A 19,762-nucleotide genomic window follows, 5' to 3' on the forward strand; every position below is an offset into this window, starting at 1 on the left:
GAGCGTTTCAAATGGGGTTTACTGAAGCTGTTCGGACTGTTCTGACGCAGAAATACGCAACCTTTTCCGGCAGGGCCCCCCGGTCGGAATATTGGTGGTTTCAGCTGTTCTATGCGTTGTTGGCTCTCGCAATAGTAATTTTGGCCTTCGCGGCAGGCGCTTTTTCCGGTCAGCAGGGCGGAACATCTTCACTGGTGGTCGTCCTTATGATTATTGGCGGATTGTTGGCGCTTGCCCTCGTTTTGCCCATCCTATCCCTTCAGGTTCGCCGCTTCCATGATCGCAACATTTCCGGTTGGTGGTATCTCGCGGTGATCGTCTTGGGCATGGTTCCCTATGTCGGTACTGTTACGGGCCTCGCGATTACCATTATTTCCGTGATGAAGGGCACCGAAGGTCCGAACAAGTTCGGTCCGGATCCGTTGCGTCCTGAAGCGCGAGCAGAGGTCTTTGCCTAGAGCATGACCATCCGCAACGCCGGCCTGCTGGTGGCTTTGATCCTGGCCACCTCGGCTCCCTTTCCGCCTGCGCAAGCGCAGGACAGCAGCAGTCCGCAGGCCGAGGGCGATGCTCATCAAAGGAGCGCCGCCGGAGCCGAATATGCCTCGCAGTGCTTGCAGAACGGATTGCGCTGTACGCTGGTCTATGGCGACGCCTCCGCAAAAGGCGCACCGGCATCGAATACGACGACATCGCCACCGCAACGCAAGCCGTTGTTTATCCCGCGGGAGTCGGTCGTCAGCGGTCCTCTGGCGGTTGCCGTCGTGCTTGTCGGTCTCATCGCGGTCATCGGCTTGTGGATCCGCTTCGGAAATGGCGGTGTCTTGCTCTCCTCTGCTCCTCGCGAAATGAAGCGGCAGGGGGAGGCGCCGGAAAGCTGGCGCACATCGGCCGCGGAGGCTGAGGAGAAGCCGAGCGATTTCCTGCAGCGCATTGCGGCCATGGCGGATCGACGGCAGGCGCTTGTCCTGCTGCTCAGGCACTGCCTGCTGCACGCGGCGGATATTACCGGAACCCGTCTTTTCCGTGCCGATACGGAACGCGCCGTTTTCGCCCGCCTGCCGAAAAATATGCCCGACCGCGAGCGGCTTGCAAATTTCCTGACTGCGGTGGAACTCGTTCATTACGGCGGTCGCAGCGTTGCGGAAAACCATTTCAGCACCCTTCTCGCCGCGGCGCGCGACCTTCTGTCGATCGGTAGATTGACCCATGCGTAAGTCGGCCCCCGTTTTAATCCTGGTTCTGGTGCTTGGGCTCGCGGCACTGGCACTCTTCTGGCTGCCGCGGGGCAACGATTTCGACCGCTCGCCGCTCGGCAACAAGGGATTGGAATTGTGGCTGCAGGCCAAGGGAATCCCTGTCGTCCGATCCGACCCGCATGTCGCCAGAGCGAGTTCGGAAATCTCGCTGCGCATCGTTCCCCTGTCGATACGCCGAGGCGAGACTGTCGCACCTCAGGCGGGCGAAGAAACGGATGAGGCGGGTCCGGAAAGCTCAGTCCAGGAATCAAGTCGCTACGCGCTGCCGACGCTGATCATTTTGCCGAAATGGCGTGGCAGCGTGTCGACCGATGGTGTTGCCAGCGCAGCGGGACTGGTTGATCTCGCCGACATCCGCGGCGAACTCGACAGGATCGGTTATTCAGATTTGGGTCTCGATCGCAGCGGGAAGGGACTTGAAGAGGCACATCCGCGCCTCAAGCCGGACCAGCCAATCAGCATTGCCTTGTATCGAGCGCAAACCTTCGATCTGGCGCGCCTGCCGTCCTCCTGCAGGGAGCTTGCGGGCACGCTGACCGGTGCGCTGCTCGTCCATTGCGAGAACTATCATCACGCCTATCTGCTGTCGGATCCCGACCTGTTGAACAATCATGGGATGGCCCTGGCCGATAACGCCTCCTTCGCCGCGTCGCTCGTCACGCTGCTGCGCGGCGCCGGCGAGACGCGGCCGGTCTATCTGGATACGGTCGGCCTGCCTCTGGACAGCGAGAAACCGGTGGACGAGGGCAAGTCTTATGAGCGCTCTGCCTCCGATCTCAAGCGGTTTTTCGCCTATCCGCTGTCGGTCATCTGGGGAACACTGCTCGTCGTCGCAGCGATCTGCTTCTGGCGCGGCGCGTATCGCTTCGGGCCGCCTTTGCGTGAGGCATCTGCAAACATCGAGCTGTCGAAGACCGCCGCGATCGAAGCTACGGCGCGGCTGCTTCGTTTGTCGGGCAATGACGGGCGGATGGCCGGCCAGTTCGTGCTGCATCTGCTGGCCGATAAAGCGCAGCTGCTCTTCGGCTCTGGAGCCGGCAATCAGGCAGGTATTACGCGGCTGTTTCAACGTCTGGCGCGCCGCGACAAGGCAGGGGCGCAGGCCTTGCACGCTACAGCCGAGGCGCTGATCGAACGCGGACATGTGATGACGCGGGCGGACCTCCACCGCCATCTCGAGATATTCAGAAAATTGCTAGGGAGCATTGAGCTTGGATCTAGGTGAATTTCGCAATCTTATCGCCACGGTTCGCGGCGAAATCGGCAAAGTGGTGCAGGGGCAGGATGCGATCATCGATCTCGTCCTGATCTCGATCTTTGCCGGCGGCCACTGTCTCGTCGAGGGCCCTCCCGGTACGGCCAAAACCCTGCTTGCGCGCTCGGTTTCCGCCGCCATGGCACTGGTCTATCGTCGCATCCAGTTCACGCCCGACCTGATGCCCGGTGATGTCCTGGGTGTTAATCTCTTCAACTTCCAGACCAATCAGTTCCACCTGACCAAGGGTCCGGTCTTTACCGATATCCTTCTCGCCGACGAGATCAATCGCGCTCCGCCGAAGACGCAATCCGCGCTCCTCCAGGCGATGAACGAGCGGATGGTCACGCTCGACGGAACCGATTATTCCCTGGGACCGGATTTCTTCGTGCTTGCCACCCAGAACCCGATCGAGCAGCAGGGCACCTATCCCCTGCCCGAAGCCCAGCTCGACCGCTTCCTGTTCAAGCTCGTCGTCGAATTTCCCGACCGAGATACGGAAATTGCCATCCTCTCCAAACATGCGAAGCAGGCGCTGCAATCGGATATGCGCAATGCCGGCATCCGCCCGCTCGTCACCAGTGCGACGCTCGCCGAGGGGCGGGCGCTGATCGATGCGATCCATCTGGACAGCACGATCCTGACCTATGTCGTCGATCTGGTGCGCGCGACGCGCTCCGATGCCGATATTCTCTACGGCGCATCGACGCGCGCCGCCGATGCTCTTGCCTCGGCCGTGCGTGTGCGTGCGGCATTCGAGGGCCGGGATTACGGCTTGCCTGATGATGTTCAGGCATTGCTGGTGTCGGCGCTTCGCCATCGCATCATTCTCTCGCCTTCGGCGGAAATCGACGGCCGCACGCCGGACGAGGTGCTCCGCAACATCTTGAACCGCGTGGATGCGCCCCGTTAAATGCGGCCATCCCGGTATCTGATCGCACTTGTTCTGATTTTGGCGGCGGTGACGGTTTTCGTCAGCGTGTGGTGGCACGATATGGGCTACCTGTTACTCGGCCTTTGGGTCGCGCTTGCGGCGTTGACGGCAGGCGATCTGGTCATGTCGGCCTTGTCGGGCCGGATGACGGTGGAATTCGATCTCCCGCCGCAAGGTTTTGTCGGCCACACCGCCACGTTTACGGCCACTATCCGGCCGCGGAAGGGCGCAGTGCCTGACGATACCGAGATCCGGCTCGATTGCGCTCCCGAGCTTGTCGTCGGCGAAAGCAGATTGGCGAGCGCCTTGTCAGTCTCTGGAGAGAAATCTGCCGGGGCCTCTTTGGATCTTCACCTGACACGACGGGGACGATACGCCATCCATGACCTGTGGCTGAAGTGGCCGTCGCGGCTGAAGCTGTTCGAGATGATCGCGCGCATGCCGGTGGGAAAAGAGATCGCCGTTCTGCCCGACATATCGCCGGTGCTGTCAGGTGCGATAAGGACGCAGATCCTGCCGCTGGAAGCCGGTCAGAAAGATCTGCGGCTGCGTGGCGAAGGATCGGAGTTCCATCAGCTGCGTGAATTTGTAAGCGGCATGGATCCGCGCAGCATCGATTGGAAGCGGTCCGCCCGGATGCGCAATCTAGTGGTGCGCGAGATGCGGGCCGAACGAAACCACCAGATCATCTTGTGCATCGATTCCGGACGGCTCATGGCCGAACAGCTCGGCGGCTTCACCAAGCTCGATCGCGCCATCAACGCGGCATTGGCAATGTGCTGGGCCGGTGGCCTTGCCGGCGATCTCGTGGGTTTCTACAGTTTCGACAGCCGCCCGCGCCCGTTCGTGCCGGCCTTGCCTGGAAGAGCAGCCTTTCCCCGGCTGCAGACGATGTGCGCCGAGCTGCGTTATGAAACCCAGGAGAGCAACCATACGCTGGGATTGACGCATCTGTCGGGGCGCCTGAAACGACGTTCGCTGATCGTGATATTCTCCGATTTCGTCGACAGTATCACGGCGGAGCTGATGATCGAGAACATTCAGGTGCTCGCCCGGCATCATTTCATTGTCTACGTCGCCTTGCGCGATCCGATGCTGGCAAAGCTGGTGGAACCCGAGGAGGTGACGCTGGACGCTATCGCCCGCTCCGTCGCAGCGCGCCAGATCCTTCAGGAGAGGCGCACGGTGATGGAAAAGCTGGCGCGTCTCGGCGTACTCTGCCTCGACAGCACACCGGAGGCACTGACCTCGGATCTTATTGCGCGTTACGTCGAAATCAAATCCCGTGAGATGATATGATGGATATCGGTATCGGCGACAGGAGACATACGGGCGGCAAGGTCAACGTCGGCGCCATCCAGACCGATATGCTTCGCTCGGCGCGCTTCCGGGTGGAGCGCGAAATGCACTGGCGTCAGCTGGACGACCTCGTGACGCGGGCCGAGAAAGGTGGCGCAGCCGCCCTCGGCTATGATGAGGTCCGCAATCTTACCGCCGGCTACAGGCAGGCGATGAACTCGCTGAGCGTGGCCCGCGACATTTCCCTCGATCGTGCGCTGATCGCCTATCTGGAGAGCCTCTGCGCCCGGGCCTATCTGGTGGTCTATGCGCCGCAGGAAAGCCTCGGCGGCCTGTTCACCCGCCTGCTGGTGCAGGGCATTCCGCAGGCGGTGCGCCGATCGGCTTTGCCTCTGTTCATCGGTTTCCTGGCGCTCGTTCTGGGGGCGCTTGCGGGCTATAAGCTCTGCACCAGCGACCCCAGCTGGTTCTATACTTTGGTGCCGCCGGGACTGGCCGACCAGCGCACCCCGGATGCATCGGCCGATTATCTCCGCTCGACGATCTATGGCGGTGAAGGGCATGACAGCGACCGGCTCTCCGCCTTTTCCGCATTTCTCTTTTCCCACAACACCACCATCGTCGTGCTGATTTTCACACTCGGCATTTTCGTGTCGGTGCCGAGCTTCATCCTGACCTTTTACAATGGCCTGATCCTGGGCGCGTTCTTCGCGATGTTTGCGCGCAAGGGCTTGGGATACGACGTCTTCGGCTGGCTCTCGATCCACGGCGTAACCGAGCTTGCGGCGATCGCCATTGCTTGCGCGGGGGGAGCAAGGCTCGGACTTGCCGTTCTTCTGCCGGGGGCACGAACCCGCCGGGAGGCGTTGCGCCACCAGGGACGTGACGCCGTCAAGCTCGCGATTCTTGCGGCGCTGATGCTGATCGTGGCCGCCTTCATCGAAGGTTTCCTTCGCCAGCTGATACAGGATCCGATCTGGCGCCTCACCATCGGCTGGGGGATGGGCCTCTTCTGGGTGGGCTGGCTGCTGTTTGGCGGCCGCGACAGCAAAGTTTCGCGTGAGTCTGTGCGATGAACCAGTCAGTTCAGGACGGCAACCGCGTCGAACAGTTCATCCCGCCGGAGGGTGTTCCGATCAGTTTCGCGATCGGCTCTATCGGCAGCCGCCTCGGCGCGCAAATCCTCGACATCATCTTCACCGGTATCCTCATCGTCATCTGCTCCTTCGTTATCGCCTTCACAGGGATACTGCCTTCGAACGTCGAGATGATGCTGATCATCTTGCTGGGTTTCTTGGTGCGGACCCCCTATTACATTTTATCGGAGCTGATCTGGAACGGACGCACACTCGGGAAAAAGATAACCGGCATCCGCGTCATCAACGCCAACGGACGACGGCTGACGCCCCATCAGGTTACCGCGCGCAACCTGATGAAAGAGGTGGAGATCTTCGCTCCCATGACCCTTTTGGCATCGATTGCCACCAAGTCGGGATTGGAAAACGCTTTAACGTGCGCCTGGCTTCTGGTGGTCGTGATCGTTCCGCTCGCCAACCGGCGCCGGCAACGGCTCGGCGACATCATCGCCGGCACGCTGGTGGTCGACAATCCGCGCTCGGTGCTGCTGTCCGACCTCGCACTGTCTGCGATTGCCGCCGCCGACTCGCAGCCGGCATTCGAATTTTCACCCGAGCATCTCGATATCTACGGCAAATATGAGCTGCAGACGCTGGAAGATGTGCTCCGCGACACGACGAAGAGCCGCAACAGCGTGGAGATCGCTCAGATCGTCCGCACCATTACCCGAAGGATCCAGTATCCCGAGACCGTGAAGCCCGGCCAGGAACTGTTCTTTCTCAACGAATTCTACCGCGCCCAGCGCGAGCATCTGGAGAGCCTGAAGCTTTTCGGAACGCTGCGCGAAAACAAGTACCATGAGCATACGAGGACAGAGGCGAAGAGGCTGGTTTGAAGCGGCTTCGCCATGCAAGGAAAGCCGTTATGTCCTCTGCTGCGGAACATAACCCTCATGAGGCGCAGGAATAGGACGTCGCTGAGCGCGAGGTCAGTTTTGCTTCGAAGTCGGCGGCGATTTCTTCCAGGGTTACGCTGCCCAACCGCCGCAGGAGCAGGGCCTCCGCCTCCTTCATCGCATCTCGGAGGACGGTATTCACCGCCTGTTCCATAAGGCATTTCGGCCGATCATCGGCGGGGCCGATAGCGAAGAGATGTGGCTCGCCGAGCGCGTTGTAGACATTAAGCAGCGTGATTTCCGACAACGGACGCAGCAGCGTCCAGCCGCCGCCGTGGCCCTTTTCGGAGCGGACATAGCCCTGTTCGCGAAGGCCGGCCATGGTGCGGCGGACGACGACGGGATTCGTGTTGAGCATCTTCGCAATCATGTCGGAGGTCGCCGACTGCTCATGCCGGTCCATATGGATCAGCAGGTGCAGTGGAAGCAAAAGGGCAGGACGACTTCACCAACCTGTCGTCGGGACAGGCACTCGCCTGACGCAGCATCTGCCATCGGGCGAGTTGATCAGGGCGCTGTTCGAAGACGCGCAGGCTGTCTTTGGGGCGCGCTCAACGAGTTCGTAAGTTGTGGATTTCGCGGCAGACAGTCCTCCTCCGGTCGACAAATGTGACGCGCGTTGGTGACCTGATGCCATTGTCGAATCACGCCCTCGATAGCGTGTCGGCCGTGCGCGACCTTTGCCGCCTGGAACCCGGTGGCTTGGTTGCGCATTCAATCTCTTAGCTCTGAGGATATCGCCCATGCTGCGGAGAATTACGATCTGGGCAATCATTGCCGGTGTCTCGCTGGTGCCGCATGCCGCCTTTGCAGGTGTTGCCCAGATCTTGCCTGTAACAGGCTCTGACGTCTCACTGTCCTTTTCCTATCAGATCGATTTGTCCCGCTCTGTCTTCGAGCTGCGCGATGAACGGAACCATCTGGTCGCCTGCGCAGGCGCCAAGGAAGGCCCTGCTCAAGGAGAGGTCATTGTTTCTACTCGCGACAGGCTGCGGCCAGGCAATTATACGCTCAGGTGGAGCACACCGACGACTGATGGCGATACCGAAGAGGGCTTCGTTTCCATTGAAGTTGGCCAATGAAATCGCCGTAGAGCTACCATGCTCGTGCCCGAATTTATGGGCGATACGAGAGCTTGAAGGACGACGGTGCCAGCGAAGACCGCTGCGATCCATTCTTCGAGAACTTTGGAGGGCTCTGGCGGCGAGGAACTATCATCGATCAGCCGGTTTTCGGACCTTGTCGTGAAGGAGAACCTCACCTAGTTGAGGATAACGCGCCGATCAATGCCGCTTCCAGAATTCATGATGATCCTAACGCTGTCCGGCGTCAAAAAATCCTATTCGACCGCCGAAGGCCCGATTGAGATACTGAGGGGCGTCGATCTGGACGTAGCGGCTGCCGAAAGCGTCGCCCTGACGGGAGAGTCCGGCAGTGGCAAAAGTACGCTGCTGCATCTGGCGGGAGGGCTGGACCATGCAGATGGTGGCTCCGTCGTCATGAACGGCCGAGATCTTAAGCAATTCAGTGAAAACGAACGCGCACATTACCGCAGGACCAAGGTCGGACTCATCTTCCAACAGTTCAATCTCATTCCGTCACTGGCTGTCGCGGCCAATATCTCATTCCACGCCAAACTCGCGAACCGGTACGACCGCGCTTGGGAAAAAGAGTTGGTCGATAGATTGGGGCTGGGCGATTACACCGCAAGATACCCCGAGCAGCTTTCTGGAGGGCAACAGCAGCGCGTCGCAATCGGACGAACCTTGGCCGCTCGACCGCCACTCATTCTCGCCGACGAACCAACGGGCAATCTAGATGAGCAGTCCGGGGATGTCGTCCTTGACCTGATGGTCAGTCTGGCGCGGACAGCGGGATCGGCTCTCCTGCTTGTCACTCACTCTGCGAGGCTTGCAGAGCGTCTGGACCGAACAGTGGTCCTTCGCGGCGGGAAGATTGTCGGATGAAGGTTGTCGCGTTCGCAGCGCTTCTTTCTCATTGGCGCCGAAAACCGCTTCAGTTGCTCACCCTGGTAATGGGAATTGCGCTCGCTACGGCTCTTTGGTCTGGTGTCCAGGCAATCAACGCCGAGGCCAGGGCAAGTTACGCACGGGCGTCATCCGTTTTGGAGCAGGGCAGTCTTCGACAGATCGTCGCCAACAACGGTGGCGGTATCACGACCGAAATCTATGGAAACCTGCGTCGAGCGGGTTTGCAGGTTTCGCCGGTCATTGAGGGAATTTACCGTCTTGGAACCACGCGAATAAGGCTGGTTGGCATCGAACCTCTGACGATGCCAAGGGACACTCCGGGTGCGGCGATCGTCAGCGGCTCGGATCTCTCGGGCTTCTTTTCAGCCGGCGGACAGCTTCTGGTATCGAGCGCGACCGCCGAACGGCTGCGCGGGGGCCCGGACATGCCTGTCAAAGTCGACGACAATGTCCCCGATGGCGCCGCCTTCGTCGATATATCCGTCGCCGACAGGTTGCTCGAAAAGTACGGGAGGATTGACCGCCTGGTGGTCGCTGCCAATCAAGAGCTCAAAGCCCAAGCTCTCGACCGGATTGCACCCGGACTGACGATTCGCGAACCGGCTGACCAGCCAGACGTTGCCCGCATTACCGATAGTTTCCATCTCAACCTGACTGCTTTCGGCTTTCTCTCATTCGTCGTTGGGCTTTTCATCGTTTATTCGGCCACAGGCCTGACCTTCGAGCAGCGTCGTGGCACCTTCCGAACGCTGCGGTCCCTTGGTATCTCTCTTCGGGCGCTGTCCCTCATGCTTGTGGCCGAACTCTCGGTGCTCGCGCTGGTATCGGGTTTGATCGGCGTCATCCTTGGATACATGATCGCTTCGCTGCTAATGCCGGGTGTGGCTGCCACGCTCCGGGGCTTGTATGGTGCCAATGTATCGGGTTCGCTTTCCATTCGGCCGGAGTGGTGGTTGGCGGGACTGGCGATTGCCCTTGGCGGAACCGCTGTCTCGTCAGCGCAGAGCCTTTGGCGGGTTTGGAAGCTGCCGATCTTGGCTGCCGCTCAACCGCGGGCGTGGGCAAGAGAGTCGGCCAGATCACTGGCTTATCAGGCCGGAGCTGGCGGAGTTTTGCTTGTCCTGGCCGTCGTCGTTGCGATCACGGCATCCGGCCTCGTGGCGGGCTTTGCGGTGCTGGGCTGCCTGCTGCTCGGAACAGCTCTTATGTTACCTGGACTTCTTGCCCTCATCCTGACCGCATCTCATCGATTGGCAGGAAGCGCCCTGGTAGAATGGTTCTGGGCAGACACCCGCATGCAACTCCCTGGCTTGTCGCTGGCTTTGATTGCTCTGCTGCTCGCATTGTCGGCGAACATCGGCGTCGGCACGATGGTTGCCAGTTTCCGGTTGACGTTTATCGGGTGGCTGGATCAACGCCTGGCCGCAGAACTTTACGTGACTGCCAAGGATGAGGATCAAGCTGCCCGGCTACGGGCGTGGCTTCCGCAGCGCGCGACAGCAGTCCTTCCAATCTGGAGCGTCGACGGTGAAGTCTTCGGTGAGCAGATCCAGATTTTCGGCGTTGCGGATGATCCCACCTATCGTGAGCATTGGCCCTTGATTGCTTCAGACAAGGAGGTCTGGGAAAAGGTCGCCGCGGGGCAGGGCGCTCTGATCAATGAGCAGATGTGGCGTCGCGGCGAAGCTAAGATCGGCCAGCCATTGGTGATGCCTGGTGGCTGGAGCGCGACTGTCGTCGGCGTGTATTCGGACTATGGCAATCCAAATGGTCAAGTGATCGTGGGGATCAATGGCCTGGTCGATCACTATCCCGATGTACCCAAACTTCGTTACGGCGTCCGAGTGCCTCCCGAGCGAGCCTCGGATCTTAAGCGTCAGCTGGTAGAAGATTTCGGTCTGCCGGATACCGCGATCGTTGACCAGGCCTCCCTCAAGCGACAATCGAGAGCCATCTTCGACCAGACATTCAAGGTGACGGGTGCGCTGAACGTCCTCACGCTAGCTGTGGCAGGATTTGCCATGTTCTCAAGTCTTTTGACGCTGTCAGGTATTCGGCTTCCTCAGCTCGCGCCGTTATGGGCAATGGGCGTGCGGCGACGAAACTTGGCGCTCTATGAAGTGGCGCGAACACTTGCGCTCTGGCTTGCAACATTTCTGGCGGCGATCCCGGTTGGTCTCGCCCTGGCCTGGGTGCTGCTGGCGATTGTGAACGTCGAGGCCTTTGGATGGCGGTTGCCAATGATGGTGTTTCCAATGGACTGGCTTCGGCTGGGAGCAATCGCCCTCCTGGCATCATTGCTGTCGGTGTTGGTTCCCGTTCGGCGTCTGGCCTCGGTCAATCCGGTCGATCTGTTGAGGATCTTTGCCAATGAACGTTAGAATGCAGGCAGTTGTTCTGATGGCTGTTGTTATGAGCTGCGCAAGCGCACATGCCTTCGCACAGGGCTTTGCCGGGCTGGGGTCAGATGCGCAGGGATTTGCGATCCCGAAACATGGCGGCACTCTCTCGTTTCCCGCCGATCACGGCGCTCATCCTGATTACCGGATTGAATGGTGGTATGTGACTGCCAACCTCACAGGCGAGGATAAAAAGCAGTACGGCGCGCAATGGACGCTCTTCCGATCCGCACTGGCCCCGGGAAACAAAGAAGGCTTCGCGGATCCGCAGGTCTGGATCGGACATGCGGCTATCACCACTCAAACCCACCAGTATGTCGCGGAGCGCTTTGGCCGGGGAGGAGTTGGACAAGCGGGCGTTGAGTCAATGCCGTTTCGGGCGTGGATCGACGACTGGCAGACGACAGCTGCTGATGGAGCAGGCTCGCTTGCTCTTGGCAACCTTTCGCTCTCCGCAAACGGGCCGGATTTCAGCTATGGCTTGCACCTCAAGGCTGACGGCCCGCTGGTGCTGCAGGGCGACAACGGCTTTTCCGTGAAGTCGGCTGACGGGCAGGCGAGTTATTACTACTCGCAGCCTTTCTATGAGGTCTCAGGCGCTATTTCGATCTCCGGGGCGCCGGTTGATGTCACGGGTGAGGCTTGGCTGGATCGAGAGTGGTCGTCGCAGCCGCTTGCGTCCAATCAAACAGGCTGGGACTGGTTCTCACTGCATATGGAATCCGGCGATAAGCTGATGGCTTTTCGCCTGCGTGACAACATGGACGGGTTCATCTCCGCAAACTGGATATCCGCGGATGGGCAAACCACACCTCTGTCGCAAGACGACGTTCAGTTGGAGCCAACACGAGAGGCAACGGTCAATGGGCACCAGATGCCGGTAGAGTGGCGTATCCGCGTGCCGGGTAAGTCACTCGATATCACGACCAAACCGTTGAACGACCAGTCCTGGATGGCGACTTCGACGCCTTATTGGGAAGGGCCGGTAAACTTCACGGGCACCACGTCAGGTGTCGGATATCTCGAAATGACCGGGTATTAAGCACTCACCTCTCTCATCGTTGACGAGATTTTTCCGGTTAGCTGTCTTCGCCAGGCGAGCGACCGTCCGCTCGCCTCCGACTTGCACTCTTTCAGTGCTCCACGTCGTGCAGGAAGTCACGTGGTCGGCAGAAACAGCACGTTGTACTGATCGTAATCGCCCGGCAGGTCGCAAACCTTCATCTCTTGCTCGCGGTCCTCGAAGATGACGACGCAATCCTCATAGAAGCCGGACAGCATCGTTGTGAAGGCTTTGGTTCCCTCCGCTCCGTAGAAGAGCGGGGTGAACTCCATATAGAGCGGCACCCGGCGGGCAAGCAGTGGCTGCATTGAGCGGCAGGCGACCGGTTCGTAACCCTCGATATCCATCCAAACGAGGCCAATTTCGGCTGGGTCGATCGAAAGGCCGGCGAGGATCTCGGGAACCGGTTTCACCGGCACGATGATCTTCTTGTCCGTCGAGCTTTGGCGGATGGCGCTGCTCTTGCCGTGATTGTTGCGGTTGAGAAAAAAGTCGATCTCGCCTTCACTCTCGCCGGCGGCGCAGTTGACGAGGCGGACCTTTTCCTCCAGCCGGTTCTGGCGGATGTTGAGGGCAAGCAGCGGGAAATTGCGCGGATCGGGCTCGATGCTGACGATATGGGCGTAAGTGCCGCTCAAGGCAAAGTAGACGGTCTGGGTGCCGATATTGCCGCCGATCTCGAGCAGCGTCGCATCCTTTCGCAAGAGGCCGCGCTCGCGCAGGATGACGATCAGCCGGTCGACGGCGTCGCGCTCGAAATGGCCCTTCCGGAAGACCTTGCGGCCGATATAGTCCGACGGCGAAAAAGTCATCAGATGGTCGCCGGCATCGACCGTCATCGAGACGACGCGCGGGCCGATAGTCTCGATCAGCAGGCGGCGGCCGAAGCGGGTGTCGAAGAGGCGCGAGGCGGCGGCATTGCGCGCCTTGCGCAGTCGGCGGCTCCAATATTTGGCGGTGAGCCACGGTTTGCCGGGCATCAGTCTCTTCCTTCGAGCGGTTCTGCCGCTTTCTCTCTCGGAATGACGTAGACTTTCAAGGGCAGAGCCCGGCCGCGCACGCTGATTTCACGGCTTTCGATGCCGGCGAGATCGGCGCCGGAGAGGGCCGCCACCGGTTCGGAGATGACGATCGCCGCTTCGAACTCCTTGGCAGCACTTTCCAGCCGGCTCGCCACATTGACGGTATCGCCGATCGCCGTCAGGCTGCGCACCCGGCCATAGCCCATCGTGCCGACGACGGCCGGGCCGGTGTGAATGCCGATCGCGATGCGCAGCGGCAGCGCCAGTTCGTCGGCGAGCTCTGCGGCGAGTTTCTCGATCTCGGCGACGATCGCCGCGGCAGCGCTGAGCGCCTGGCGGCAAGCTTCCTCCGGCGCGGTGTTGAGGCCGAAGAGCGCCATGGCGCCATCGCCGATGAACTTGTCGAGGCGCCCGCCCGCCTGCTCCACCGCCTTGCCGATGATGGCGAAATAACGGTTCAGCAGGAAGACGACGTCGAAGGGCAGGCGCGTTTCCGTCAGCGTGGTGAAATGGCGGATATCGACGAAGAGCACGGCGATCTCGCGTTCGCGGCCGGGGCTCGTCTCCTGGCTGTTGGCGGGAAGGGCCGCTTCGAGCGCCGGCACGAGCAGCGGCGCCACCGCGACATCGCGGTTCGGGCGAAGCTGGCAGGCGAGCCGCACATCCGGGCCGGCATTGATACGCCTCAGCGTCGTCTGTTCCATCTTGTCGGGGACCGGCAGGTTCCCGTAATCGCCGAGGATCTGCACGCGGCAGGTGGAGCACTGGCCCTTGCCGCCGCAGACGGAATAATGCGGCAGGCCGCCGAGCCGGCTTGCTTCCAGCACCGAGAAGCCGCGCGGCACCCGGATCACCTCGCCGCCCGGATAATGCACGGCCACCTGGTCGAGGCGCTCCTTCAGCTTGCGCCGGGCGCGGGCGGCGACGACGATCAGCAGCGAGGCCGAGAAAGCGCCGTAGAGGCCGGCGCGGATCGTCGAGACCTGACGGATAACCTCCGGGTTCGAGGCGTAACGGGTGTTGACGGTCGCTTTGTAGGGGCTGTTGGCAATCGCCTGCTGATAGGAGGGGTCGGCGAGCGTCCGGCCCATTTCGACGAAGCCGAGCAGCGAGAGCACGGGCACGAGGATCGCCAGCGCCAGCAGCAGCGGCGCGAAACTCGGGTACCAGGGGCGGTAGCGCAGCCAGAAATGCAGGCCGATGCAGCCATGGATCCAGACTGCGACGACACCGAGCGCCTGCCGCAGACCATTCCCCGGAGCCCTGATCCACAGCGACCCGACGACCGTCTCGTAATCATCGATATAGCCATAGAGCTCATGGGCGATGCGCGTGCCGATGATGTGATCGATGAGCAGCAGCGGGATCAGAAGGCCGAGCACAATCTGCGCCATTTCGCCCTTTGGCATCACCAGGCTGCGGCGCATATAGATGGCGCGCAGCACCAGCGCGATGTGGATCAGAACCGACGAATAGAAGATGGTCGTCCCGACGGGATTGCGCCAGATCGCCATGAACAGGCGGGCGGCTTTATCGGCGGCGGAGACTGAAATCAAACCGATCGCATGGTTCGACAAATGCAGCAGGACGAAAATGAACATGACGAGGCCGGAACCAAGTCTCGCCCTTCTGATCGTACGCTCCGAAAAAATCCCTGTGGCCGAGACCGTCGTCATGCATTCCCGTTCTTGTCGATGCAACCGCAGGCCCATAGAAATTGAGAAAGAGGCGGAATTGCTTCCATCGCCATCACATTCCATATGCTTATGCGCAAGTTTTAGAGAAATGGACAATAGCGGAGTTTCGCCACCGGGCATGCCGGTTGGAAACAGTGTGTCCTTACGTGAGGGTTGTGCATGCGGGTGGCTTTCTACGCGCCGATGAAATCGCCGAACCATCCGGTGCCGTCAGGCGACCGGCTGATGGCGCGGCTGTTGATCCGGGCGCTGGAGCACGCCGGCCATGAAGTCGAGATCATTTCAGAATTCCGCACCTATGCCGCGACACCCGAGGCGGCAGCGGCGCTCGAACCGGCGATCCGTACCGAACTGCAGCGGCTGCGGGAAAAATGGACTTCGGCGCCGCGACCCGAGCTGTGGTTCTGCTACCACCCCTATTACAAATCGCCCGACCCGTTCGGGCCGGTGATTTCAGCCGAATTGGTCATCCCCTATGTCACCGTCGAAGCCTCCTATGCGGGCAAACGCGACAGGACCGGCTGGGCAGGCGTGCAGAAGTCAGTCGGCGAGGCGATCCTGCAGGCAGCAGTCAATATCAGCTTCACCGCGCGTGACCGGGCCGGGCTTTCGGCCGCCTTTCCGCAGGCGCGTCTTGCCGGTCTCCAACCCTTCATCGACACGGGGCTGTTCAAGAGGGTCTCACCGGCGCCCGATCCGCTGCGGCTGATGGTGGTGGCGATGATGCGTGCGGGTGACAAGATGGAGAGTTATACGATGCTTGCAAAAGCGCTGCTGCTGATCGAAGACCGGCCGTGGACGCTTGCAGTCATCGGCGATGGGCCGATGCGCCACGCGGTTCAGGCGCTGTTTGCCGGTTTTTCCACGGACCGCATCGAATGGCTGGGCGAGCGGGACGCGGCCGATATCGCCGAATTGCTTGGACGCGGCGGTATCTATGTCTGGCCCGGCTGCGGCGAGGCCTATGGTCTTGCCTATCTGGAAGCCCAGGCCGCCGGCCTGCCGGTCGTGGCGCAGGAAACGGCGGGGGTGCCTGATGTGGTCGAGGCCGGGGTGACCGGCCTGCTGACGCCGGATGGCGACCTCGCCGCCTATGCCGCGGCCATCGCTGCCCTGCTCGACGACGGGGAGAGGCGCGACGCCGTGGGGAAGGCGGCGCGGCGCTTCGTGCTCGGGCAACGCTCGCTGGCGAGGGCGGCTGAGATATTGGACGGAATTTTGCAGGACAATGCTGCAACAGGAGTAAGGCGATGACCGACAAGACGATCTGGGAGCCGCTGCGCCGCGAGCTTGACCGCTGGCAAGCCGCCGGCCGCGTAGCCCGCTTCTGGCTGCGGGATGACGATGCCGTCGAGCCGACGCTGGCGTTGGAGATGCAGCTGGCGCTGACGGGCGAGAGCGCGGTGCCGCTGACGCTTGCCGTCATTCCCGGCCTGACCGGCGGGGCATTGGCCGCGCGGCTGGCGGGGGAAGCAGGCGTCACTGTCGCCGTGCATGGCTGGTCGCATACGAACCATGCGAGGCCGGAGGGCAAGAAGCAGGAACTCGGCGGCGATCGGCCGGCAGACGTCGTGCTCGGCGAATTGGGCGAAGGGCTGCGGTTGCTGCAGCGGCTCCATCCCACCCGTTTCCTGCCGGTGCTGGTGCCGCCGTGGAACCGGATCGATGCCGCCCTCATCCCGGCATTGCCCGCGCTTGGGTTTACGGCACTTTCGGTTTATGGGCGGGCACAGCAGGACGGCCCGGTGCCGCTTCTCAACACCCATGTCGACATCATCGATTGGCACGGCACGCGCGGCGGACGCAGCGAGGCGGAATTGGTGGCCGAGCTGGTGGCCGAGCTTGACGACCGGTTTGCCGGCAGCGACGAGCCGATCGGCGTGCTCACCCACCATCTGGTGCACGACGCGGCCGCATGGAACTTTCTGTCGGCCTTATTCGCGGCGACAGGCCGACATCCTGCCGTCCACTGGTCGGCGGCATCGGCGCTTCTCAAGCGGTGAGAGTCTCGACGCCTGCGACGATGATCCGGCGATGCCGGACGAGGCTGGCCATCGGAAGGCCTCCGATGGCCCCGCTCATCTACGGTCTTCCTCGAACTGCTCGGCGCCCTCCACCGGCCGCAGCCACGGTTCGCGGCGCTTGATCCAGAGTTCGTAGCCGGGCACCAGGGGCGTCGGGGCTTCGGACAGAATGCCGAGCTTGATTTCTGCCTCCTCGTCATCGACGGAAAATAGCCGCGAACCACAGCCGCTGCAGAAATGCCGGCCTTGGAATTCGCCGGTTTCCCCAGAATGCTCAAACTGGCCGGCGGGCCAGATCCCGTAGAAGGTAAAGGCCGAACCGCTTTCCTTCCTGCAGTCCATGCAATGACAGATTCCAACGCGAATGGGTTCGCCGCCAACAGAGATGTGCACCTGCCCGCAAAGGCACTTTCCGGAAAGGTTGGTCATAGGGATATCCGCTTCATCGATCTTGCGATGCCGAGGAAACGGTCAGGACCGGCATCTGTTCCGTTAGCGCGAAAGCGGCCTGCAGCGCGCTGGGGGCAGGACAAGAGCAGTTCAAAATCCGGCGCTAAGATCGAACGTATTGTGAACATCACGCAGCCCGGAGGATTCTGCCTGGAGGCGGCAATGGCCTGAAGTAGATGCCGGTGAGGTTATATGCGCCCAACTGAGCGGCGAGACGTGTTTGAGCAGATCGTCGGGGATGTTCGGCCCTGCTGGCGCAGATGGGCTGTCGCCCGGCTGAGATAGACGGCGTTCCAGTGGACGATGGGCGCTGACGACCAGATTTGAGGGCCGAGGCGCAGAATGCCTGGCTGCCGAAGGACCGGTCACGGATTTCGCCACGCTTGTGGAAGGCGCGTTTGAGTTTTCGCGCCGCTACCGGCCGTCAAAGACGTCCGGATGGTGGGATTATCGTCAAATCAGCACTCGCTGTCTTTGGTTGATAAAGCCGCGTGTCACCAGGAACAGTTCCGACCTTTATATCGGCAGGGGAAGCCCAAAACCGGTCTGCCCGCGCCTTCGCGATCGAGCTACCCGTTACCCAAGAGGATTTGATCGCGCATAGGCCCCGGGCGATGTTCCCACGTGCCGGCTAAATGCCACGCTAAACGCGCTTGCCGAGCCATAGCCAACGCGTTGTGCAATCTCTGCGGTTGCAACATCACTGCGAAGGAGTTGCTTTGCCAGTGCCATCCGCCAGCCAGTTGCGTATTCCATGGGGGCTACACCAACCTCTCTCCGGAACCGCTCAAAGAAAGTTGAACGTGACATGGCTGAATCCTGCGCCAGCGCTTCCACGGTTATACTGCGACCTGGATGTTCGTGAATCCGGCGCAATGTGGGCGCCAGCTGCGGATCGGCCATGCCGCGCAAGAGGCCCGGTGGCGCAGCCGTACCGCTCGTTGAGCGTAACGCCTCAATCAACATCACCTCCAACAACCGGCGAAGCACCATTTCTCGGGCAGTCCGGTCGTGTCGCGTTTCGTCGTTTATCATCCGGACCAGCATGGTTAGGCGGTCTTCACCGCGGACATGAATGACCTCCGGCAATAGCGAGACGAGAAGAGCCTTGTCATCCGAGCCGAAAGCACAATGTCCAACCATTGCCTTGATCTCGGCCGGCGCATCAGGGTCTCCCAACCGGAATACACCCGGACTAGTCTCAAGACGCTGCGCAAGCGCTCCGCGATGCGGTGGTTCCAAGCTGCTCATTGTGAACGAGAAGACTTCCGGAACCAGCACGAAGTCACCGGCCGTCAGCAGCATCGGCTCACCACCTGTGATGGTCATCCGACAACACCCTTCGACCACGGCGCAATAGAAGGGGCTTCCGAGCTCAGTGCGCTCGACGAGCCAGCGGCCGCCGCCTGTCACCAATTTGGATATCGACGGGATTGGCTTCAGCAGGGAAACGACTTCTGCAATTGGGTCGGTCATGAATTGGACTTGTGCTAAATGAATTCGGACAAACGAATATAGATAGTCCGGTACAAGTAGTCCATCTCTTGGCAGCGTAATCGTCAGGAGACAGACACATGCCAAAGATCCTCGTCACCGGTTGCTCTTCCGGATTCGGGCTCGCCATCGCGCACACCTTCCTTCAGGCTGGATGGGACGTGGCCGCGACCATGCGCACCCCGCGGACCGACCTGCTACCGGATACTGAAAGCCTTAGAGTGATTGCGTTGGATGTTACCAATGCGGAAAGCATCATAAGGGCTGTCGAAACCGCCGGGCCGATCGATGCTCTGGTCAACAATGCCGGTGTTGGCATGCTGAACGTGCTGGAAGGCGCTGAGATGTCGAATGTCCGCGACCTCTTCGAAACAAATGTCTTCGGCGCGATCGCGCTGACCAAAGCGGTCCTTCCGCAGATGCGGGTACGAGGTGCGGGCGTCATCGTGAATGTCAGTTCCAGCGTCACCATCAAGCCGCTGCCTGCACTATCCATTTATAGCGCCAGTAAGGCGGCTTTGAACGCTTTCACCGAAAGCCTTGCCCTTGAGGCCGCGCTCTTCGGCGTGCGCACGCGGCTGGTGCTGCCCGGCTCGGCTCCGACGACCGCCTTCGGGAAGAATGCAGTGGCACGCGTGGGAATGGAGATCCCCCAACCTTACAGCGCATTCGTTCACGACTATCTCACGGCCTTGCGCACGGGGACCGAGGTGACGACGCCGGAAGATGTGGCCCAGGCCGTCTGGCGTGCCGTAACGGAGCCGGACGCGCCGATGCGGAGCCCTGCCGGGGCGGATGCGCAGACCTGGTTCCGCGAGACAGGTCATCCTGTGGCGTGAAGGC

At 61.0% G+C, this 19,762-nt stretch carries 20 protein-coding genes and 2 pseudogenes; 16 read left to right on the top strand and 6 right to left on the bottom strand.

Features of this window, described 5'->3' with window-relative positions:
- Positions 1-11 precede the first annotated feature (11 nt).
- Genes HJB82_RS10950 through HJB82_RS10980 form a run of 7 tightly spaced genes read left to right on the top strand, consistent with a single transcriptional unit; the run spans position 12 to position 6,719 of the window.
- Positions 12-458: a DUF805 domain-containing protein gene (locus HJB82_RS10950; RefSeq protein WP_207585620.1), complete on the top strand. Its 447-nt coding sequence runs from the start codon at positions 12-14 to the stop codon at positions 456-458.
- A 3-nt stretch (positions 459-461) separates the two neighbouring features.
- Positions 462-1,217 (top strand): hypothetical protein, encoded by a 756-nt coding sequence (locus HJB82_RS10955; RefSeq protein ID WP_221139943.1) that lies wholly within the window; start codon positions 462-464, stop codon positions 1,215-1,217.
- Positions 1,210-2,484, top strand: a complete 1,275-nt coding sequence (locus HJB82_RS10960) for a hypothetical protein (RefSeq protein ID WP_221139944.1) — start codon at positions 1,210-1,212, stop codon at positions 2,482-2,484. Before HJB82_RS10955 ends, HJB82_RS10960 begins: the two co-directional genes overlap by 8 nt.
- Positions 2,471-3,427: a MoxR family ATPase gene (locus HJB82_RS10965; RefSeq protein WP_221139945.1), complete on the top strand. Its 957-nt coding sequence runs from the start codon at positions 2,471-2,473 to the stop codon at positions 3,425-3,427. The genes HJB82_RS10960 and HJB82_RS10965 overlap by 14 nt, the downstream gene beginning before the upstream one ends.
- Positions 3,428-4,747: a DUF58 domain-containing protein gene (locus HJB82_RS10970; protein WP_221139946.1), complete on the top strand. Its 1,320-nt coding sequence runs from the start codon at positions 3,428-3,430 to the stop codon at positions 4,745-4,747.
- On the top strand, positions 4,747-5,823 hold the full coding sequence (locus tag HJB82_RS10975) for a stage II sporulation protein M (RefSeq protein WP_221140073.1): 1,077 nt from the start codon (positions 4,747-4,749) through the stop codon (positions 5,821-5,823). Before HJB82_RS10970 ends, HJB82_RS10975 begins: the two co-directional genes overlap by 1 nt.
- Complete coding sequence (locus HJB82_RS10980) at positions 5,820-6,719, top strand: RDD family protein (RefSeq protein ID WP_221139947.1); 900 nt, start codon at positions 5,820-5,822, stop codon at positions 6,717-6,719. The genes HJB82_RS10975 and HJB82_RS10980 overlap by 4 nt, the downstream gene beginning before the upstream one ends.
- Positions 6,720-6,774: 55 nt before the next feature.
- On the opposite strand, the gene HJB82_RS10985 is transcribed toward HJB82_RS10980, so the two are convergent.
- Complete coding sequence (locus HJB82_RS10985; protein ID WP_259669607.1) at positions 6,775-7,209, bottom strand: Rrf2 family transcriptional regulator; 435 nt, start codon at positions 7,207-7,209, stop codon at positions 6,775-6,777.
- Positions 7,210-7,522: 313 nt separating this feature from the next.
- Between HJB82_RS10985 and HJB82_RS10990 the strand changes: the two genes are divergently transcribed.
- The 4 genes from HJB82_RS10990 to HJB82_RS11005 all read left to right on the top strand — a co-directional run bounded on the left by HJB82_RS10990 (position 7,523) and on the right by HJB82_RS11005 (position 12,211).
- Positions 7,523-7,861: a copper resistance protein CopC gene (locus tag HJB82_RS10990; protein ID WP_221115621.1), complete on the top strand. Its 339-nt coding sequence runs from the start codon at positions 7,523-7,525 to the stop codon at positions 7,859-7,861.
- 225 nt (positions 7,862-8,086) lie between these two features.
- Complete coding sequence (locus tag HJB82_RS10995) at positions 8,087-8,746, top strand: ABC transporter ATP-binding protein (RefSeq protein ID WP_207585621.1); 660 nt, start codon at positions 8,087-8,089, stop codon at positions 8,744-8,746.
- The gene (locus HJB82_RS11000) at positions 8,743-11,151 is read left to right on the top strand and encodes an ABC transporter permease (RefSeq protein WP_221115622.1); all 2,409 of its coding nucleotides are present in this window, start codon (positions 8,743-8,745) and stop codon (positions 11,149-11,151) included. The genes HJB82_RS10995 and HJB82_RS11000 overlap by 4 nt, the downstream gene beginning before the upstream one ends.
- Positions 11,141-12,211: a lipocalin-like domain-containing protein gene (locus HJB82_RS11005; protein WP_207585473.1), complete on the top strand. Its 1,071-nt coding sequence runs from the start codon at positions 11,141-11,143 to the stop codon at positions 12,209-12,211. The genes HJB82_RS11000 and HJB82_RS11005 overlap by 11 nt, the downstream gene beginning before the upstream one ends.
- A gap of 116 nt (positions 12,212-12,327) precedes the next feature.
- Here HJB82_RS11005 and HJB82_RS11010 read toward each other — a convergent pair whose 3' ends face one another.
- Both HJB82_RS11010 and HJB82_RS11015 read right to left on the bottom strand, forming a co-directional pair.
- Positions 12,328-13,212, bottom strand: a complete 885-nt coding sequence (locus HJB82_RS11010; protein WP_207585474.1) for an FkbM family methyltransferase — start codon at positions 13,210-13,212, stop codon at positions 12,328-12,330.
- On the bottom strand, positions 13,212-14,930 hold the full coding sequence (locus tag HJB82_RS11015; RefSeq protein WP_221139948.1) for an adenylate/guanylate cyclase domain-containing protein: 1,719 nt from the start codon (positions 14,928-14,930) through the stop codon (positions 13,212-13,214). Before HJB82_RS11015 ends, HJB82_RS11010 begins: the two co-directional genes overlap by 1 nt.
- 180 nt (positions 14,931-15,110) lie before the next feature.
- On the opposite strand from HJB82_RS11015, the gene HJB82_RS11020 reads away from it, so the two are divergent.
- On the top strand, positions 15,111-16,205 hold the full coding sequence (locus HJB82_RS11020) for a glycosyltransferase family 4 protein (protein WP_221139949.1): 1,095 nt from the start codon (positions 15,111-15,113) through the stop codon (positions 16,203-16,205).
- On the top strand, positions 16,202-16,954 hold the full coding sequence (locus HJB82_RS11025; RefSeq protein WP_221115623.1) for a polysaccharide deacetylase family protein: 753 nt from the start codon (positions 16,202-16,204) through the stop codon (positions 16,952-16,954). The genes HJB82_RS11020 and HJB82_RS11025 overlap by 4 nt, the downstream gene beginning before the upstream one ends.
- A gap of 75 nt (positions 16,955-17,029) precedes the next feature.
- Here HJB82_RS11025 and HJB82_RS11030 read toward each other — a convergent pair whose 3' ends face one another.
- Positions 17,030-17,404: a GFA family protein gene (locus tag HJB82_RS11030; RefSeq protein WP_221115624.1), complete on the bottom strand. Its 375-nt coding sequence runs from the start codon at positions 17,402-17,404 to the stop codon at positions 17,030-17,032.
- Between HJB82_RS11030 and HJB82_RS11035 the strand changes: the two genes are divergently transcribed.
- Positions 17,321-17,596: a hypothetical protein gene (locus tag HJB82_RS11035; RefSeq protein WP_221131959.1), complete on the top strand. Its 276-nt coding sequence runs from the start codon at positions 17,321-17,323 to the stop codon at positions 17,594-17,596. The two genes, HJB82_RS11030 and HJB82_RS11035, sit on opposite strands and share 84 nt — an antisense overlap.
- Here the strand turns inward: HJB82_RS11035 and HJB82_RS31575 are convergent.
- A pseudogene (locus tag HJB82_RS31575) lies at positions 17,553-17,840 on the bottom strand (Tn3 family transposase); the annotation flags it as partial. The gene HJB82_RS11035 and the pseudogene HJB82_RS31575 overlap by 44 nt on opposite strands.
- Between HJB82_RS31575 and HJB82_RS31580 the strand changes: the two are divergent.
- Positions 17,791-17,907, top strand: a pseudogene (locus HJB82_RS31580) (IS1595 family transposase); the annotation flags it as partial. The pseudogenes HJB82_RS31575 and HJB82_RS31580 overlap by 50 nt on opposite strands.
- Before the next feature lie 94 nt (positions 17,908-18,001).
- On the opposite strand, the gene HJB82_RS11040 reads toward HJB82_RS31580, so the two are convergent.
- Positions 18,002-18,901, bottom strand: a complete 900-nt coding sequence (locus tag HJB82_RS11040) for an AraC family transcriptional regulator (protein ID WP_221139950.1) — start codon at positions 18,899-18,901, stop codon at positions 18,002-18,004.
- Positions 18,902-18,999: 98 nt separating this feature from the next.
- Between HJB82_RS11040 and HJB82_RS11045 the strand changes: the two genes are divergently transcribed.
- Positions 19,000-19,758 carry an SDR family oxidoreductase gene (locus tag HJB82_RS11045; protein WP_221131828.1) on the top strand — a complete coding sequence of 253 codons (759 nt, stop codon included), beginning with the start codon at positions 19,000-19,002 and terminating at the stop codon, positions 19,756-19,758.
- Positions 19,759-19,762 lie beyond the last annotated feature (4 nt).

Source organism: Rhizobium sp. NZLR10 (assembly GCF_019685125.1).
GTDB lineage: Bacteria > Pseudomonadota > Alphaproteobacteria > Rhizobiales > Rhizobiaceae > Rhizobium.